The 15,006-nt window shown below is 72.6% G+C and carries 12 protein-coding genes and 1 pseudogene; 8 read left to right on the plus strand and 5 right to left on the minus strand.

The features are described from left to right. Positions 1-24 precede the first annotated feature (24 nt). Entirely contained in the window at positions 25-2,394 is a 2,370-nt protein-coding gene (locus Nocox_RS39105; RefSeq protein WP_020543660.1) for a helicase-associated domain-containing protein, read from the plus strand. On the opposite strand, the gene Nocox_RS39110 is transcribed toward Nocox_RS39105, so the two are convergent. Further along, on the minus strand, positions 2,391-3,755 hold the full coding sequence (locus tag Nocox_RS39110) for a hypothetical protein (RefSeq protein ID WP_020543661.1): 1,365 nt from the start codon (positions 3,753-3,755) through the stop codon (positions 2,391-2,393). The genes Nocox_RS39105 and Nocox_RS39110 overlap by 4 nt on opposite strands. A 308-nt stretch (positions 3,756-4,063) precedes the next feature. Between Nocox_RS39110 and Nocox_RS39115 the strand changes: the two genes are divergently transcribed. After that, positions 4,064-5,269: an AMP-binding protein gene (locus Nocox_RS39115; protein ID WP_020543662.1), complete on the plus strand. Its 1,206-nt coding sequence runs from the start codon at positions 4,064-4,066 to the stop codon at positions 5,267-5,269. Here Nocox_RS39115 and Nocox_RS39120 read toward each other — a convergent pair. Continuing rightward, positions 5,175-6,836 carry an IS1182 family transposase gene (locus tag Nocox_RS39120; protein ID WP_219495547.1) on the minus strand — a complete coding sequence of 554 codons (1,662 nt, stop codon included), beginning with the start codon at positions 6,834-6,836 and terminating at the stop codon, positions 5,175-5,177. The two genes, Nocox_RS39115 and Nocox_RS39120, sit on opposite strands and share 95 nt — an antisense overlap. A gap of 174 nt (positions 6,837-7,010) precedes the next feature. After that, positions 7,011-7,436 (minus strand): IS200/IS605 family transposase, encoded by a 426-nt coding sequence (gene tnpA, locus Nocox_RS39125; RefSeq protein ID WP_219495548.1) that lies wholly within the window; start codon positions 7,434-7,436, stop codon positions 7,011-7,013. Here tnpA and Nocox_RS39130 point away from each other — a divergent pair. From Nocox_RS39130 to Nocox_RS39145, 4 genes and pseudogenes are all read left to right on the plus strand, one after another. Continuing rightward, positions 7,417-8,611: pseudogene (locus Nocox_RS39130) on the plus strand (RNA-guided endonuclease InsQ/TnpB family protein). The gene tnpA and the pseudogene Nocox_RS39130 overlap by 20 nt on opposite strands. 47 nt (positions 8,612-8,658) lie before the next feature. Beyond that, the gene (locus Nocox_RS39135) at positions 8,659-9,186 is read left to right on the plus strand and encodes a class I adenylate-forming enzyme family protein (RefSeq protein ID WP_219495667.1); all 528 of its coding nucleotides are present in this window, start codon (positions 8,659-8,661) and stop codon (positions 9,184-9,186) included. A gap of 17 nt (positions 9,187-9,203) precedes the next feature. Next, entirely contained in the window at positions 9,204-9,554 is a 351-nt protein-coding gene (locus Nocox_RS39140; RefSeq protein WP_020547450.1) for a hypothetical protein, read from the plus strand. A gap of 63 nt (positions 9,555-9,617) precedes the next feature. Then, on the plus strand, positions 9,618-11,270 hold the full coding sequence (locus tag Nocox_RS39145; protein WP_020547449.1) for a DNA repair helicase XPB: 1,653 nt from the start codon (positions 9,618-9,620) through the stop codon (positions 11,268-11,270). A gap of 258 nt (positions 11,271-11,528) precedes the next feature. Here Nocox_RS39145 and Nocox_RS39150 read toward each other — a convergent pair whose 3' ends face one another. Then, complete coding sequence (locus Nocox_RS39150; protein ID WP_020547448.1) at positions 11,529-11,858, minus strand: hypothetical protein; 330 nt, start codon at positions 11,856-11,858, stop codon at positions 11,529-11,531. Positions 11,859-12,009: 151 nt separating this feature from the next. Between Nocox_RS39150 and Nocox_RS39155 the strand changes: the two genes are divergently transcribed. Next, entirely contained in the window at positions 12,010-14,019 is a 2,010-nt protein-coding gene (locus Nocox_RS39155; protein WP_020547447.1) for a HelD family protein, read from the plus strand. Positions 14,020-14,118: 99 nt separating this feature from the next. Next, the gene (locus tag Nocox_RS39160) at positions 14,119-14,649 is read left to right on the plus strand and encodes a YbhB/YbcL family Raf kinase inhibitor-like protein (protein ID WP_026215212.1); all 531 of its coding nucleotides are present in this window, start codon (positions 14,119-14,121) and stop codon (positions 14,647-14,649) included. Here Nocox_RS39160 and Nocox_RS39165 read toward each other — a convergent pair. Continuing rightward, on the minus strand, positions 14,637-14,933 hold the full coding sequence (locus Nocox_RS39165; protein WP_020547445.1) for a hypothetical protein: 297 nt from the start codon (positions 14,931-14,933) through the stop codon (positions 14,637-14,639). The genes Nocox_RS39160 and Nocox_RS39165 overlap by 13 nt on opposite strands. Between the last annotated feature and the right edge of the window lie 73 nt (positions 14,934-15,006).

Below are 15,006 nucleotides of genomic sequence, written 5' to 3' on the forward strand. Positions count from 1 at the left end.
CAGGGGGGACATACCATGGCAACGATGGAGTTCACGGAGTGGATCAGGGGGCGCACCGACGACCAGTTGCGGGCGCTCGTCTCGTCGCGTCCCGAGCTGATCACTCCGGTGCCCGCGCATCTGGAGGGGCTGGCGTCGCGGGCGGCCAGTCCGTCGGCGATCGGCAGGGCGCTCGACCGGCTCGACCGGTTCACGCTGGCGGTCGTGGAGACGCTGGCGGTCCTGGACGGCCCGGCGACGAAGGAGCGCCTGCGCGCCCTCATCGCCGCGGCCCTGCCCACCGGCTCGCCCAGCAACCCGCCGCCCGAGCTTCCCGCCCCCGAGCCGGCGTTGTCGGCGGCGCTCGACCGGCTGCGCGACCTCGCCCTCGTCTACGGCCCCGACGACGCGCTCGACCTCGGCCCCGGCGTCCGCAAGGTGCTGGAGGACCCGGCCGGCCTGGGCCCGCGCGCCGTGGAGGCGTTCCGGCACCACCCGCCCGAGCAGCTCGACGAGATGGCCGACGACGTCGCGCCCGGCACCCCGGGCACCGGGAAGGAACGCCTGGCCGCGGCGCTGGCCGAGCCCGCCGCGCTGGTCGCGGCCGTGTCGCCCGAGGCGCGGGCCGCGCTCGACCAGCTCGCCTGGGGCCCGCCGACCGGCCGGGTGCCCAACGCCCGGCGCGAGGTGCGCGTCGCGACCGCCCGTTCCCCCATCGAGGAGCTGCTGGCCCGCGGCCTGCTCGCGGCGACCGGCGAGGAGAGCGTGACGCTGCCCCGCGAGGTGGGGCTGCACCTGCGCGGCGGCCGGGTGCACCGGGGGCTGCTCGCGGTGCCGCCGCCGCTGGAGGGCGCCGAGCGCGACCGGGAGCTGGCCGACCGTACGGCTGCCGGGCAGGCGTTCATGTTCGTCCGCGCGGTCGAGGAGCTGTGCGAGCGGTGGAGCATCGAGCCGCCTGGCGTGCTGCGCACGGGCGGGCTCGGCGTACGCGACCTGAAACGCACGGCGGCCGAGCTGGACCTGCCGGAGTGGGTGACGGCGCTGGTCGTCGAGGTGGCGCACGCGGCCGGGCTGATCGCGGCCGGCGGCGGCGTGGACGGCGAGTGGCTGCCGACCCCCGGCTACGACCTGTGGCGGGTGAGGGGCACCGCCGACCGTTGGGCCGCGCTGGCCGCGACCTGGCTGCACATGGACCGCGTGCCCGGCCTGGTGGGCGACCGGGACGAACGCGACCGCCCGCTCAACGCGCTGCACGCCGATCTGCGCCGCTCGGCCGCGCCCGGGGTGCGCGCGGCGACGCTGGGGGTGCTGGCGGCGGCGCCGGGCCGCGCGCCGTCCCGCGACGCGGTGCTCGAACGCCTGGCCTGGGAGCAGCCGCGCCGCCGGGGGCCGCTGCGCGAGCACCTGACCGAGTTCGCCCTGCGCGAGGCCGAGCAGATCGGCGTGACCGGCCTCGGCGCGCTGTCCGGGCACGGGCGGGCGCTGCTGGAGGGCGGCGACACGGGGGCGGCGGCGGCCACGCTGGCGCCGCTGCTGCCCGAGCCGGTCGATCACGTGCTGCTGCAGGCCGACCTGACCGCGGTCGCGCCGGGCCCGCTGACCAGTGAGCTCAACCGGTGGATGACGCTCACCGCCGACGTCGAGTCGAAGGGCGGGGCCACCGTCTACCGGTTCAGCGAGCAGTCGATCCGCCGGGCGCTCGACGCGGGCCACGGCGGCGAGGAGCTGCTGGCGATGCTGGCCCGCCACTCGGCCACGCCGGTGCCGCAGGCGCTGTCCTACCTGGTGGGCGACGTGGCGCGGCGGCACGGGCGGATCAGGGTGGGCACGGCGAGCGCGTACGTCCGCTGCGACGACCCGGCGCTGCTCGACCAGATCACGGCCGACCGGCGCTCGGCCGCGCTGCGGCTGCGCCGGCTCGCCCCGACGGTCATCGCCTCCCGTTCCTCGCGGGCGGCGCTGGTCGACTCGCTGCGCGCCATGGGCTACTCCCCGGTCGCCGAGTCGCTCGACGGGGACGTGATCATCTCGCAGCTCGACAGCAGGCGTACCGAGGCGGCGCCGCCGGTGCGCGCGGTGGCCTCGGCCAACGGCATCGATCCCGACGTGGCGGCGGCGGCCGTACGGGCGCTGCGCGCGGGCGACGCGGCGCATCTGTCCCGGCGCGAGCCCGCGGACGCCCCCAACGGCCAGGTCCCGCGCGGCCCGGCGACGGCCACGATCTCGGCCCTCCAGGAGGCCATCAAACAGGGCGTACGGGTGTGGATCGGCTATCTCGACTCGCAGGGCAACGCGACCTCGCGCATCCTGGAGCCGGCCAGGATGGAGGGCGGCTACCTGACGGCGTACGACGAGACCAGGGCCGCCGTCCACCGCTTCGCGCTGCACCGCATCACCGGCGTCGCGGGAGTCTAGGCGTCCGGCATCATGCGCCTGGCCACCGCCGCGGCCGGGCCGTCGCCGGCGGACAGCCGCCGCAGGGCCCGTTCGCAGTCGGCCGGGTAGCGCAGGGCCAGGTCGCCGCCCAGCGCCACGGCGGCCGTGACGGCGCGGGCGGGGTCGGCCGCCCAGTCCAGCGCCAGCCGGAGCGCCTCGGGGGCGAGGGTGTCGCGGGCGCACATGGACGACAGCGCCTCCGCCGCCGCCAGCCGCTCCCCCGCCGTGCCCGCCGCCCACACCTCCAGGAACTCGGCCCTGGCCTCCTTGAGCGCGTACGCGGCCAGCGCCGCCACGCCCTCGGCGGCCCGGCCGCGCACCTCGGGCTCCTCGGCGGCCAGCGACCTGACCCAGGCGCGCAGCGGCTGCCACAGCCAGAACCCGTACCGGGCGGCCAGCTCGGCCAGCACCTGCCCGCGGTGTTCGGGGGTCGGGAAGCCGGCCTGCCCGCCGGCGCGGCTGATGAGCGGGTGAGGCCCAGAGGGCGTGGGCGGGCCGTTCTCGTGCGCCTGCCAGATCGGGTCGAGCCGGGCGAGCCGCGCCTCGAAGACCGCCTCGGGCAGCGGCGCGGTGAACGCGAGCGCCGCCGCGGCCAGCACCTCCCGCATGGCCGGCTTGGTGTCGAACCAGGCGGCGACCTCCTCGGCCGCCCGCACCGCGCCCGCCTGTTCCCCGTCCGGCGCGAGCCCGGCGGCCAGCCGGACGACCTGGGCGGGCGTGGGCAGCTCGGCCGCCCGGTGCCGGGCCTTGACGAGTGTGTCGGGGGCCACTCCGGCGCGCAGCCGGTACGTGCTGACGCACAGGTCGAACAGCTCCCGGGGGTCGGGCGCGGCCCAGGGCTGCTCGGCCTCCACGGCCCGCGAGGGCGCGCCGTCGCGGGTGATGACGAGGTAGGAGCCCAGCTCGGCCAGTTTGCGCGCCAGCCCGGCCAGCTCGGCGGGGTCGGTGCTCGCGGCGATCCAGTCGTGCAGCAGGTACGCCCGTCCCGGCGCGTACTCGGTCCCGCCGAGCAGCTCGGCGACGGTGCCGGCGGGCGACAGGACGGTGATCGTGCTCTCGGCCAGCGACATGCGCGACAGCAGGGCCAGCCCGCCCAGCCGCTTGCCGATCTCTCCCTCGCCCACCAGCACGAGCAGGTGGCGGGCGGAGAGCCTGCGCACCGCCTCGGGGAAGCAGGGCGGCTCCAGGTAGGAGCGCAGCAGGGCGTCGGCCTCCCGCCGCGCGAGCTCGCGGGGGACGGGCCGGATGGTCGCCGGCGGCCGGCCGCCGGGCGCGGGACGGCCGCGCGTGAGCGCGTGGCCGTCGAGGTCGAGCTCGCCTGATTGAGGCGTGTCGGTCACGAAGTCACCTCGGGGCTGGACACGAAACTTGTCTCCACCAATTACCGCGCGGGCACGACTTTCTCCGTGCCGCACGAGCCGGTCGCGCTGCGTCATCGTGCCAGCCTGACCAGGTGTTTCCTTACCGGGACGCCGACCCGCGTCCTGGATCTCCCACATTTACACGATCCGGGCCGCCGTGAATACTCGAATGACCCGAGTAGGAGATATCACTTTATTTACCGATAATGAAGACATCTTCGACAGTGATCAGTCAAGAGGGTGAAAGGGTCTTGACGCCGCGCTCCCCCGCGCAGCAGGTTGGGCATGTGACCGAGCAAACGCTGGGCCGACTGGCCGAGGAGTCCTGGGGCCGTTTCGCCGACCACGACGCGATGTACTACGAAGGGGTCTGGCACCGCAGTCACGAGCTCGCGGAGCGCGCGCGCCGGATGTGCGGCGGCTTCGTCGCGGCGGGCGTCCGGCCCGGCGACCGGGTGGCCGTCATGATGGCTAACTCCCCCGAGGTCCCGGTGCTCTACCAGGCCCTGTGGGCGGCCGGCGCGGTGGTGACCCCCGTGGTGTTCCTGGTGGGCGCGGAGGAACTGCGGCACATCCTGCTCGACAGCGGCGCCGTGGCCGTCGTCACCTCCCCCGAGCTGGAGGCCACCGTACGGGCCACGGGCGTGGACATCCCCGTCCACGTGGACACCGCCGAGCTCGAACGGGCCCCCGGGCACGGCCCCGTCGCGCGCGGCCCCGGCGACCTGGCCGCCCTCATGTACACGGGCGGCACCACCGGCCGCGCCAAGGGCGTCATGCTCAGCCACCGCGGCCTCTGGCAGGTGGGCAAGGCCGTCTGGGACACGTCGTACCAGGAGGGCAAGAACCGGATCATCGTGCCGGTGCCGTTGTCGCACTCGTACGGGCTGATCGTCACGATCGCCTGGATGCACGCCACCGAGCCGCAGCACGCGGTGCTCATGCGCTGGTTCGACCCCGGGCAGTTCCTCAAGCTGGCCGCCGGGCAGCGCGTCCACTACGGCACCGTCGTGCCCGCCATGCTCCAGATGCTGCTCGCCGAGCCGCTGGAGTCGTACCCGCTGCCCGAGCTGTCCCACCTCACCTGCGGCGCCGCCCCGCTCGGCCGGAGCCTGCTGGAGGAGTTCGAGCGCCGCCTGCCCGGCGTGCGGATCCTGGAGGGCTACGGCCTGACCGAGACCTGCGCGGTCACCACCTTCAACCCGCCGGGACGGCGCAGGATCGGCAGCGTCGGCCTACCGCTGCCCGGCTACTCGATCACCGTCCGCGACAGCGACGGCGAGGCGGTGGAGGCCGGGGAGGTCGGCGAGATCTGCGTCTCGGGCGAGCCGCTGATGCTCGGCTACCCTGGGTCGTCCGCAGTGCTCCGGCCTTCAGGACCCCGTTGGGGATCTCTCATTACGCGCATCTGCCGAGCAATCGGGATAAATGGGTTCTTCGTGTTGGATCAGGTTGAATGCCGTGTTCCCAGGCGTGGATGCGGATCAGGTTGACGGCTGCTGCGGCCAGGCAGTGGCCCAGGTGGGTGCGTTGCAGGCCGTGGTAGCGGCTGCGGCGCAGGCCGGTGCGGGAGGTCAGCTGGTGGATGGTGGCCTCGATGCCGGCGCGCGGCCGATAGCGGTGCCGCCAGGCGGGGGTGTCCTGCTCGTGGCGGCGTTGCTGGAGGGCGGCCCGCTGGCGGGGGTGGCGCAGGGTCAGCGTCCGTCCCCACTGCGGGTTGTCGGCCGTGGTGCAACGCTGCCGCAGCGGGCAGGCGCGGCAGCCGGCGGCGGCGAAACGTACCTGGATAACGGGGACGCCCCTGGCCGAGTGGGCCGGGACCCAGGAGATGCTGGTTTGCCCGCCGGGGCAGACGGCGGTGCGCGCCTGGTCGTCGATGCGGAAGTCCTCGTGGGTGAAGCGGCCGTCAGCCGCGGCCGCGGTGATGGGGCGGGCCGGGCCGATGAGGACGACGCCGCGGGTGCCGGCGGCCTCGACCAGGTTCGCCGCGGTGACGTAGCCGCTGTCGAGCAGGTGCTCGGCGGGCAGCAGACCGCGTCGCTCAAGACGCTGGTGGATGCCCGGCAGCGCGGCGCTGTCATCACCGTCGGCGGCGGTGCCGGTGGCCACGTCCGTGATCAGGCGGGGCGCGTCCGCCTCGCAGGTCTCGGTCACGTGCAGGGTGTAGCCGACCCAGCCCTGCCCGCGCTTGACCCCGTAGCGGGCCTGCGGGTCGTGCGGGCTGGCCATGCGCTGGGCCCCGGGCGGCAACTGTGCGCCTTCGCGGGCCTGCACGCCGTGCTCGTCGCGCAGGTACTGCTCATCCCAGCAGCGGCGCAGCGCCGCCAGGGCGGGGATCAGAGGCAGCCATGCCGGCGCCTTCGCATCCTCGATCTTCTCCAGCAGGAAGAAGCCGTCTTCGCCCACCTGCCGCAGCCATTGCTCGCGATCGGCACCAGGCAGGTCCCCGTGCCAGGAGTCGATCCGCTCCCCATAGCGGCGCAGCCACCGCTCCTCCTGCCCTGCCAGCACCTCCTCAAGCCAGGACGGGTGCGCAGCGGCCAGGGCCTCCAGCGCCGTGCGCAGCACCTCGCCGACGAACTCCATCCGGTTGAGCAGCCGCACATCGGCCAAGACCTTGGTGGAATCCGTCCGCTGCCGCCCGCGCGGGCGCAGCAGCCCGCGAGCGGCGGCTGCCTCCAGCACCGCCTCGAAGATCTTCTCCTCCAGGCCGTGCTCGGCCAGCCGTGCGCGGAAGTCGCTGAGCACGCTGTGGTCGAACCCCGGGTCTGTCAGCTCCAGCCCCAAAAGGTATTTCCAGTCCATCCGGGCTCGCACCGCCTCGGCCGCCTGCCTGTCGGAGAGGTTGTCGGCGTACTGCAACACCGACACCGCCGCCAGCGCGCCCGGCGAGATGGCCGGGCGCCCATCGGCTGGAAACGCCTCGGCGAACAACTCGTCGGAGAACACCTCGCCCAGCGCATCACGCAGCCACACCGCCAGGGTGCCCTTGGGGAAGGCCGCCGCGACCACCCGGGCCGTCAGCTCGGGCACCTGTCGCCCACGTCGCTTCTCCAGCATCGATCTCGTCTCCCTCGCCCACGCGCCGCCTTTCACCATCAGTGTCGATTTGATAGCTCAATGAACACAATGGTCGTAATGAGAGATCCCCAACGGGGTCCTTCAGGCCGGGGGTGAAGCGGACTCTCCCGCGGAGCGGGGCAGGGAAAGCCGGACCCCCGGGCGATCCGGCGTCTACCCGGCTCGGACCGGGCGGTTCTGTTGCTCGATGTACTGCCGCAGGACACTGATCGCGGCGCCGCCCACGCTTCCTGCGAAGTAGGAGCCCGACCACAGCTTGCTGGCCCGGTAGTAGTGGCGGGCCAGTTCGGGGAACTCCTGGCGCATTCGCCGTGACGAGACGCCCTTGAGCGAGTTGACCAGGCGAGACAGTGCGACCTTCGGCGGGAAGTTCACCAGCAGGTGGACGTGGTTGCTCCCGCCGTTGAACTCGCTCAGCTCGGTCTCGAAGTCGGCGCACACGTCCCGCATGATCTCTTCCATCCGGTTCAGGTGGGCGTCGGTGAATACCGGATGCCGGAACTTTGTCACGAAAACCAAGTGTGCGTGCAGGACGAAAACGCAGTGCCTGCCTGTTCTGATGTCTCCATGTTCACCCATAGGCCAATGGTACGATCTTGGCGTGCAGCTCCGGTACAACTTCCGCCTCTACCCGACCGCCGGTCAGCGCCAGGCGCTGGCGCGGGCGTTCGGGTGCGCGCGGACGGTGTTCAACGACGGGCTGCGCTTACGGCAGGAGGCCCGGGAGCAGGGGCTGCCGTACGTCTCGGACGGGGACCTGTCCAAACTGGTGATCACGCAGGCGAAGCAGACGCCGGAACGCGCCTGGCTGGGCGAGGTGTCGGCGGTCGTCCTTCAGCAGGCGTTGGCCGACCTGAACACCGCGTACCGGAACTTTTTCGCCTCGATCACCGGCAGGCGCAAAGGCCCGGAAGTCGCGCCGCCCCGGTACCGCTCCCGCAAGGACAACCGGCAGGCGATCCGGTTCACCAGGAACGCCCGCTTCACGGTCACGGCGGGCGGGAAGCTGCGCCTGCCGAAGATCGGCGACGTGCCGGTGCGATGGTCTCGTGAGCTGCCCGCCGAGCCCTCCAGCGTGACGGTCATCAAGGACGCGGCGGGGCGGTACTTCGCCTCGTTCGTGGTCGAGACCGGCGCAGATCCGTTGCCGCAGACGCCGGACGAGGTCGGTATCGACCTGGGGCTCACCCACTTCGCGGTGCTCTCAGACGGCCGGAAGATCGACAACCCGAGGTTTCTGCGCCGCGCCGGACGACGGTTGAAGAAGGCTCAGCAGGCCCTGTCCCGCAAGGGGCAAGGGGTCGGCGAACCGGAAGAAGGCCGCGGCCCGGGTCGCCCGTGCTCACGCCAGGGTGGCCGACGCGCGCCGGGACTTCGCGCACAAGCTCTCCACGCAGATCATCCGCGACAATCAAGCGGTGTATGTGGAGGACCTGTGCGTGAAGGGCCTGGCCCGCACCCGGCTGGCCAAGAGCGTGCACGATGCGGGCTGGTCGCAGTTCGTGGCCATGCTGGAGTACAAAGCCGGACGGTACGGCCGCACCTTCGCCAAGGCCGGCCGGTTCTTCCCCTCCAGCAAGCTGTGCTCGGCGTGCGGCGCCGTGGCGGGCACGATGCCGCTGAACATCCGGTCGTGGACCTGCCCGTGCGGAGCGGTCCACGACCGGGACGTCAACGCCGCGATCAACATCCTCGCCGCCGGACGGGCGGAGAGGCTAAACGCCTGCGGAGGGACCGTAAGACCCGCCGCCTAGCGGAGGGCCGGACCCAGCGAAACAGGAAGCCGCCAGAAGTGCCGCACGTGCGGCACGGGCTGAATCGCCGACCTTCAGGCCGGAGAGCGCGTCAATGGGGCGAGCACGAGCCCGACCTCGAGGGCACCACGCTGGTCGGCGGCGAGCTGCGCACCGGCGACATCGGCTGCGTGGACGACGACGGCTACCTCCACGTCGTGGACAGGAAGAAGGACCTCATCATCCGCGGCGGCTTCAACGTCTTCCCCCGCGACGTCGAGTACGCCCTCGACCAGCACCCCGACGTGACCCGCTCCTGCGTGGTCGGCCGGCCCGACGCCCGCCACGGCGAGGAGGTCGTGGCGTTCGTGCAGCTGGAGCCGGGCGGGACGGCGAGCGCCGAGGAGCTCGTCGAGTGGGCCCGCGACCGCGTCGGCCGGGTGAAGTACCCGCGCGAGATCCGCTTCGTCGACGACATCCCGGTCACCAGCGTGCTCAAGCTCGACCGCAAGGCCATGCGCGCCCGCCTCCAGCACGCCGGACGCACGGATCACGCGACCGGGCCGGACCCACCTGGTTTCCGTGATAAGTGTTGACGTGTCTGGAGGTGACGATGACCCAGCAGGACCCGTCGGGTTACCCTTATCCGCCCTACGGCGCCACCTACGGCGAGCAGCCCCCGCCCGGCTACGGCTACGGCTATCCGCCGCCGCCGCGCGACGACGGGCCGAGCGCCAACGCCATCGTCTCCCTCGTGCTCAACCTCCTCTCCCTCGTCTCCTGCTGCAACGTCCTCGCCCTGCCCGGGGCGATCCTGGCCGGGCTGGGGCTCAGCAGGGCGAGCTCCGACCCCGCCACGGCACGTAGCATGGTGACGTGGAGCTGGGTCCTGTTCGGGCTCGGCTTCGTCCTCATGATCGGCCTGTTCCTCTTCCTCGGCCTCAACGGCTATCTCGACGATTGATGACCCGTTCCGGGACTTTCCCTGCCGTCGGCTGTGTTGGATAAGGGTCAACCGTAGGAAGGGATGTCCGTGAACGACGGCCCGCTCATCGTCCAGTCGGACAAGACTCTGCTGCTCGAGGTCGACCACGACAAGGCCGACGAGTGCCGCAAGGCCATCGCGCCGTTCGCCGAGCTCGAACGCGCCCCGGAGCACGTGCACACCTACCGCGTCACCCCGCTGGCGCTGTGGAACGCCCGCGCCGCCGGCCACGACGCCGAGCAGGTCATCGACGCGCTCATCAGCCACAGCCGCTACCCGGTGCCGCACGCGCTGCTCGTCGACATCGCCGAGACCATGGCGCGCTACGGCCGCCTGCGCCTGGAGAAGGACCCGGTGCACGGCCTGGTGCTCACCTCCAGCGACCGCGCGGTGCTGGAGGAGGTGCTGCGCTCCAAGAAGATCGCGCCCATGCTGGGCGAGCGGCTCGGCGCCGACTCGGTCATCGTGCACCCGAGCGACCGGGGCAACGTCAAGCAGGCCCTGCTCAAGCTGGGCTGGCCGGCCGAGGACCTGGCCGGCTACGTCGACGGCGAGGCCCACCCGATCAAGCTCGCCCAGGAGGGCTGGTCGCTGCGCCCCTACCAGCAGGAGGCGGCCGACGCCTTCTGGCACGGCGGCTCCGGCGTGGTCGTGCTGCCCTGCGGCGCCGGCAAGACCATCGTGGGCGCGGCCGCCATGGCGCACGCCCAGGCCACCACGCTCATCCTGGTCACCAACACCGTCTCCGCCCACCAGTGGAAGACCGAGCTGCTCAAGCGCACGTCCCTGACCGAGGACGAGATCGGCGAGTACAGCGGCAACAAGAAGGAGATCCGCCCGGTCACCATCGCCACCTACCAGGTGATGACCACCAGGCGGAAGGGCGTCTACAGCCACCTGGAGCTGTTCGACGCGCGCGACTGGGGCCTCATCGTCTACGACGAGGTGCACCTGCTGCCCGCGCCGATCTTCCGGATGACCGCCGACCTCCAGGCCCGCCGGCGCGTGGGGCTCACCGCGACGCTGGTGCGCGAGGACGGGCGCGAGGGCGACGTGTTCTCGCTCATCGGCCCCAAGCGCTACGACGCGCCCTGGAAGGAGATGGAGAACCAGGGCTGGATCGCGCCGGCCGACTGCGTCGAGGTGCGGGTCACGCTCACCGACGAGGAGCGGCTGGCGTACGCGATGGCCGAGTCGGAGGAGCGCTACCGCTTCTGCGCCACCACGCCGTCCAAGACGCGGGTCACCGAGGCGCTGGTGCGGCGGCACGCGGGCGAGCAGGTGCTGGTCATCGGCCAGTACATCGACCAGCTCGACGAGCTCGGCGAGCACCTCGACGCGCCGGTCATCAAGGGCGAGACCCGGGTCAAGGAACGCGAGCGGCTCTACCAGGCCTTCCGCGACAAGGAGATCCAGGTCCTCGTGGTGTCGAAGGTCGCCAACTTCTCCATCGACCTGCCGGAGGCGTCCGTCGCCATCCAGGTGTCGGGGACGTTCGGCTCGCGCCAGGAGGAGGCCCAGCGGCTCGGCCGGGTGCTGCGGCCCAAGGCGGACGGCGGGGGCGCGCGGTTCTACACCGTGGTCAGCCGCGACACCGTCGACCAGGAGTTCGCGGCGCACCGCCAGCGGTTCCTCGCCGAGCAGGGATACGCCTACCAGATCATCGACGCCGACGACGTGCTCGACGGCGTCTGACCTCCGGCTTCGGCAAGGGTGGCTCTCCGTGGACGCCCGGCCGCTCGCGCGTGAGCGGCCGAGCGTTCAGTGTGGTGCTACGTCCACGAAACTCCGCGGGCCGTCGACAATCGAACCACCCCCCTCACCTGCGTACTATCACGCCGCCTGCGACATACCCCCATGATCCGGCAAACCCACCTGATATGCCCGATTTTTTCGGTATTCCCAGCTTGTCTGCAGGAGAGGATCAACGGGCCGGGATCAGCGGGCGCATGATCAACGGGCGAGGAGCCCGCCGACGAAGAGCACGCCCTCGGCCACCACCCACGCCAGCACCGCCGCGCCCATGACCCGCCCGAACACCCGGAGGTCGGCGCGCGAGACCGGCAACAGCCAGGCCGCCGCCGTGCAGCACGCCGCCAGCATCGCGAACAGGCCCGACACCGTGGCGAACATCCCGAGCCGCCGCGAACAGTCCCCGTCGCCCCCGGCGCAGAACGCCTCCAGCCCCCAGCCCGCGAACACCGACAACCCCCAGAGCGCCGCGAGCAGGAAGCTCGCGATCGTGGGGATGACCGGCGACACCCGCACCCGCGCCCGCGCCATCTCCTCGTCCTACCCGCGCCCCCTGACCGCCAACCGCTCCCGGGGCACGCCCGGCCGCGGCGAAATGGTGTGGAAGGCCGCTCCGCGCCCGGTTAAACTGGTCGATTCGCTGCCTTGACCACCTCCGATCCCGACAAGGAGGCACTTTCGCATGCCCGGACACCAACTCGCCCCCGACATACCCGCCGACGTCCTCGCCGCCGAGCAGAAGCACCTGGCCGAATCCAGGGCCGCGCTGTCGGCGATGCGCGCCCACGCCCAGTCCCTCTCCGCCGACGCGGCCGGCGACTGGGTGTCGCAGCAGATCCTCCAGTCCCTCCTCGACCAGCGCGTCGCCGCCCTGGCCGACCATCCGGACACCCCGCTGTTCTTCGGCCGGCTCGACCGCGAGTCCGGCGACGACCTGCCCGGCACGATCTACGTCGGCCGCCGGCACGTCCACGACGGCCACAGCAAGCCGCTGGTGATCGACTGGCGGGCCCCGGTCTCGCGGGCCTTCTACCAGGCGAGCCCGGCCGAGCCGATGGGCGTCGTACGCCGCCGCCGCTTCGGCTACCACGGCGGCGCGCTGACCGCGTACGAGGACGAGCCCCTGGGCGAGGGGGACGTCGAGCTCGGCCCGTCGAAGATCCTCACCGACGAGATCGAACGGCCCCGCACCGGCCCCATGCGCGACATCGTCGCCACCATCCAGCCCGACCAGGACGAGATCGTCCGCTCGGGGCTCGCCCAGACGGTCTGCGTCCAGGGCGCCCCCGGCACCGGGAAGACGGCGGTGGGCCTGCACCGGGCCGCGTACCTGCTGTTCACCCACCGCGAGCGCCTGGCGAGGTCCGGCGTGATGATCGTCGGCCCCAACCGCGCGTTCCTGTCCTACATCTCCTCGGTCCTGCCCGCGCTGGGCGAGGTCAAGGTGGACCAGACGACGGTGGCGGGCCTGCTCGGCGAGCACGCCGCGCCGGAGGACCCGCTGGTGGCCGCGGTCAAGGGCGACGCCCGGATGGCCGCGGTGCTGGAACGCGCGCTCTGGCTGCACATCGTGAAGCCGGAGGAGGGCCTCGTGTTCACGAAGGGCGCCTACCGCTACCGGGTGGCCGACCACGAGGTGCGCGAGATCGTCGCCTCCCTGCGCGGCACCACCCGCTACCTGCCCGGACGGGCGGCGCTGGCGCAGCGGCTGGCCCACCTGGTGCTGGTGCGGATGGAGCAGCGCGGCGAGTCGCCCGACGACCGGGTGCAGGACGCCGTGGCCCGCTCCAAGCCGGTCAAGCAGCTCGTGGACGCGGTCTGGCCGAAGCTGACGCCCGAGCAGGTGCTCCACCGGCTGCTCTCCGACCCGGAGTTCCTGGCCAGGGCCGCCAGGTCCGACCTGTCGCCCGACGAGCGGGACCTGCTGCTCTGGCCGAAGCCGTACCGCAGCCACAAGTCCGCCAAGTGGTCGGCGGCGGACGCCGCGCTCCTCGACGAGCTGCGCGACCTCATGGAACGCACCCCCTCCCTCGGCCACCTGGTCGTGGACGAGGCCCAGGACCTGTCGGAGATGCAGTTGCGCGCGCTCGGCCGGCGCTGCCGCAACGGCTCCGCCACCGTGCTCGGCGACCTCGCGCAGGGCACCACGCCCTGGTCCACCAGCTCGTGGGAGAGCGTGCTCCAGCACCTCGGGCAGCCCGAGGGCGAGGTGACCGAGCTGACGCTCGGCTTCCGGGTGCCGCGCGAGGTGCTCGACTTCGCCGCCCGGCTCCTGCCGTCCGTCGCTCCCGGCCTGGCCGCGCCGCGCTCCCTGCGCCCCGGCGCGGGCTCGCTGAGCGTCCGTCCCGGCGGCTCCGTGGCCGAGGCCGCCGACGCGGCGCTCGCCCAGGAGGGCTCGATCGGCGTCATCGTCCCCGACGCGCTGGTCGCCGAGGTCTCGCGGGCGCTGTCCGGCCGTCCGCACGCCGTGCTCGACCCCGACGCCGCCGGCGAGGGCGAGCACCGCCTGCTCGTCGTCCCCGCGACCCTCGCCAAGGGCCTGGAGTACGACCACGTGATCGTGGTCGAGCCCGCCGACATCGTCGCCGCCGAGCCCCGCGGCCTGGCCCGGCTGTACGTCGTCCTGACCCGTGCGGTGACCTCTCTCACGGTCCTGCACGACAAGCCCCTGCCGGCGCAGCTCGCCATGTGACCGCGCGCCGCGCGCGGGAACCGGCGACGCCCTGATCGGCGACCGGCCCGGCCGCTTCTAGGATGGCGAGCAGGAACGCTCTCTACCTAGGAGGATGCCGTGCCAGCACCGCTGCCCCATGAACACCTGCCGTCGGTTCCCGCGCTCGTGGTCGAGAGCGACGACATCCAGGACGGCGAGCGGCTGAGCGACCTGCACGTCTTCAACGACTGGGGCATGACGGGCCAGAACGTCTCGCCCCAGCTCCGCTGGTCCGGCGCGCCCGAAGGGACCCGGAGCTACGCCGTCACCTGCTACGACCCCGACGCGCCCACGGGCAGCGGGTTCTGGCACTGGGTGCTGTTCGACCTGCCGGCCTCGGTGACCGAGCTGCCGGCGGGCGCGGGCAGCGCCCCCGACTTCAAGGGGCTGCCCGACGGCGCCGTCCACGCCCGCAACGACTACGGCGTCAAGGCTTTCGGCGGCGCGGCTCCGCCGCCCGGCCCCGCGCACCGCTACGTCTTCACCGTCCACGCCCTGGGCGTCGACAAGCTGGGCGTGGACAGCGACGCCAGCCCGGCGGTGGTCGGCTTCAACATCACCGCCAACACCCTGGCCCGCGGCCACCTCGTCCCGGTCTACGGCGTCTGAACGAGGGTGACGGCCTGCCCCGTGGTGCCCGGCTGGTCCACGGTGGTCGCCGGGGCCGGCGTGCTCGCCGGCCCCGTCCGGCCGCCGCAGCCCAGGACCTGCCCCACCAGGGAGTCGACCATCGGCAGTCCGAACGCGCCGCCGGCCGGACAGAACCACAGCTCGTACGGAAGCCGCATCGGCGAGGTGCGACCGTCGTCGGCCCTGACGGGACCGCCCGTCGCGGTCAGGGCGGCCACGGCCACGAGGCCCGCGCCGAAAATGCGGCTGCTACGGGAAAACATCCGCCACTCCTTTCGTGAATGCGTGTTCCGCACACACATTTCCTCACTACGGGTAGCGGATCAATTGTGAAAC

This window comes from Nonomuraea coxensis DSM 45129 (genome assembly GCF_019397265.1).
GTDB lineage: Bacteria > Actinomycetota > Actinomycetes > Streptosporangiales > Streptosporangiaceae > Nonomuraea > Nonomuraea coxensis.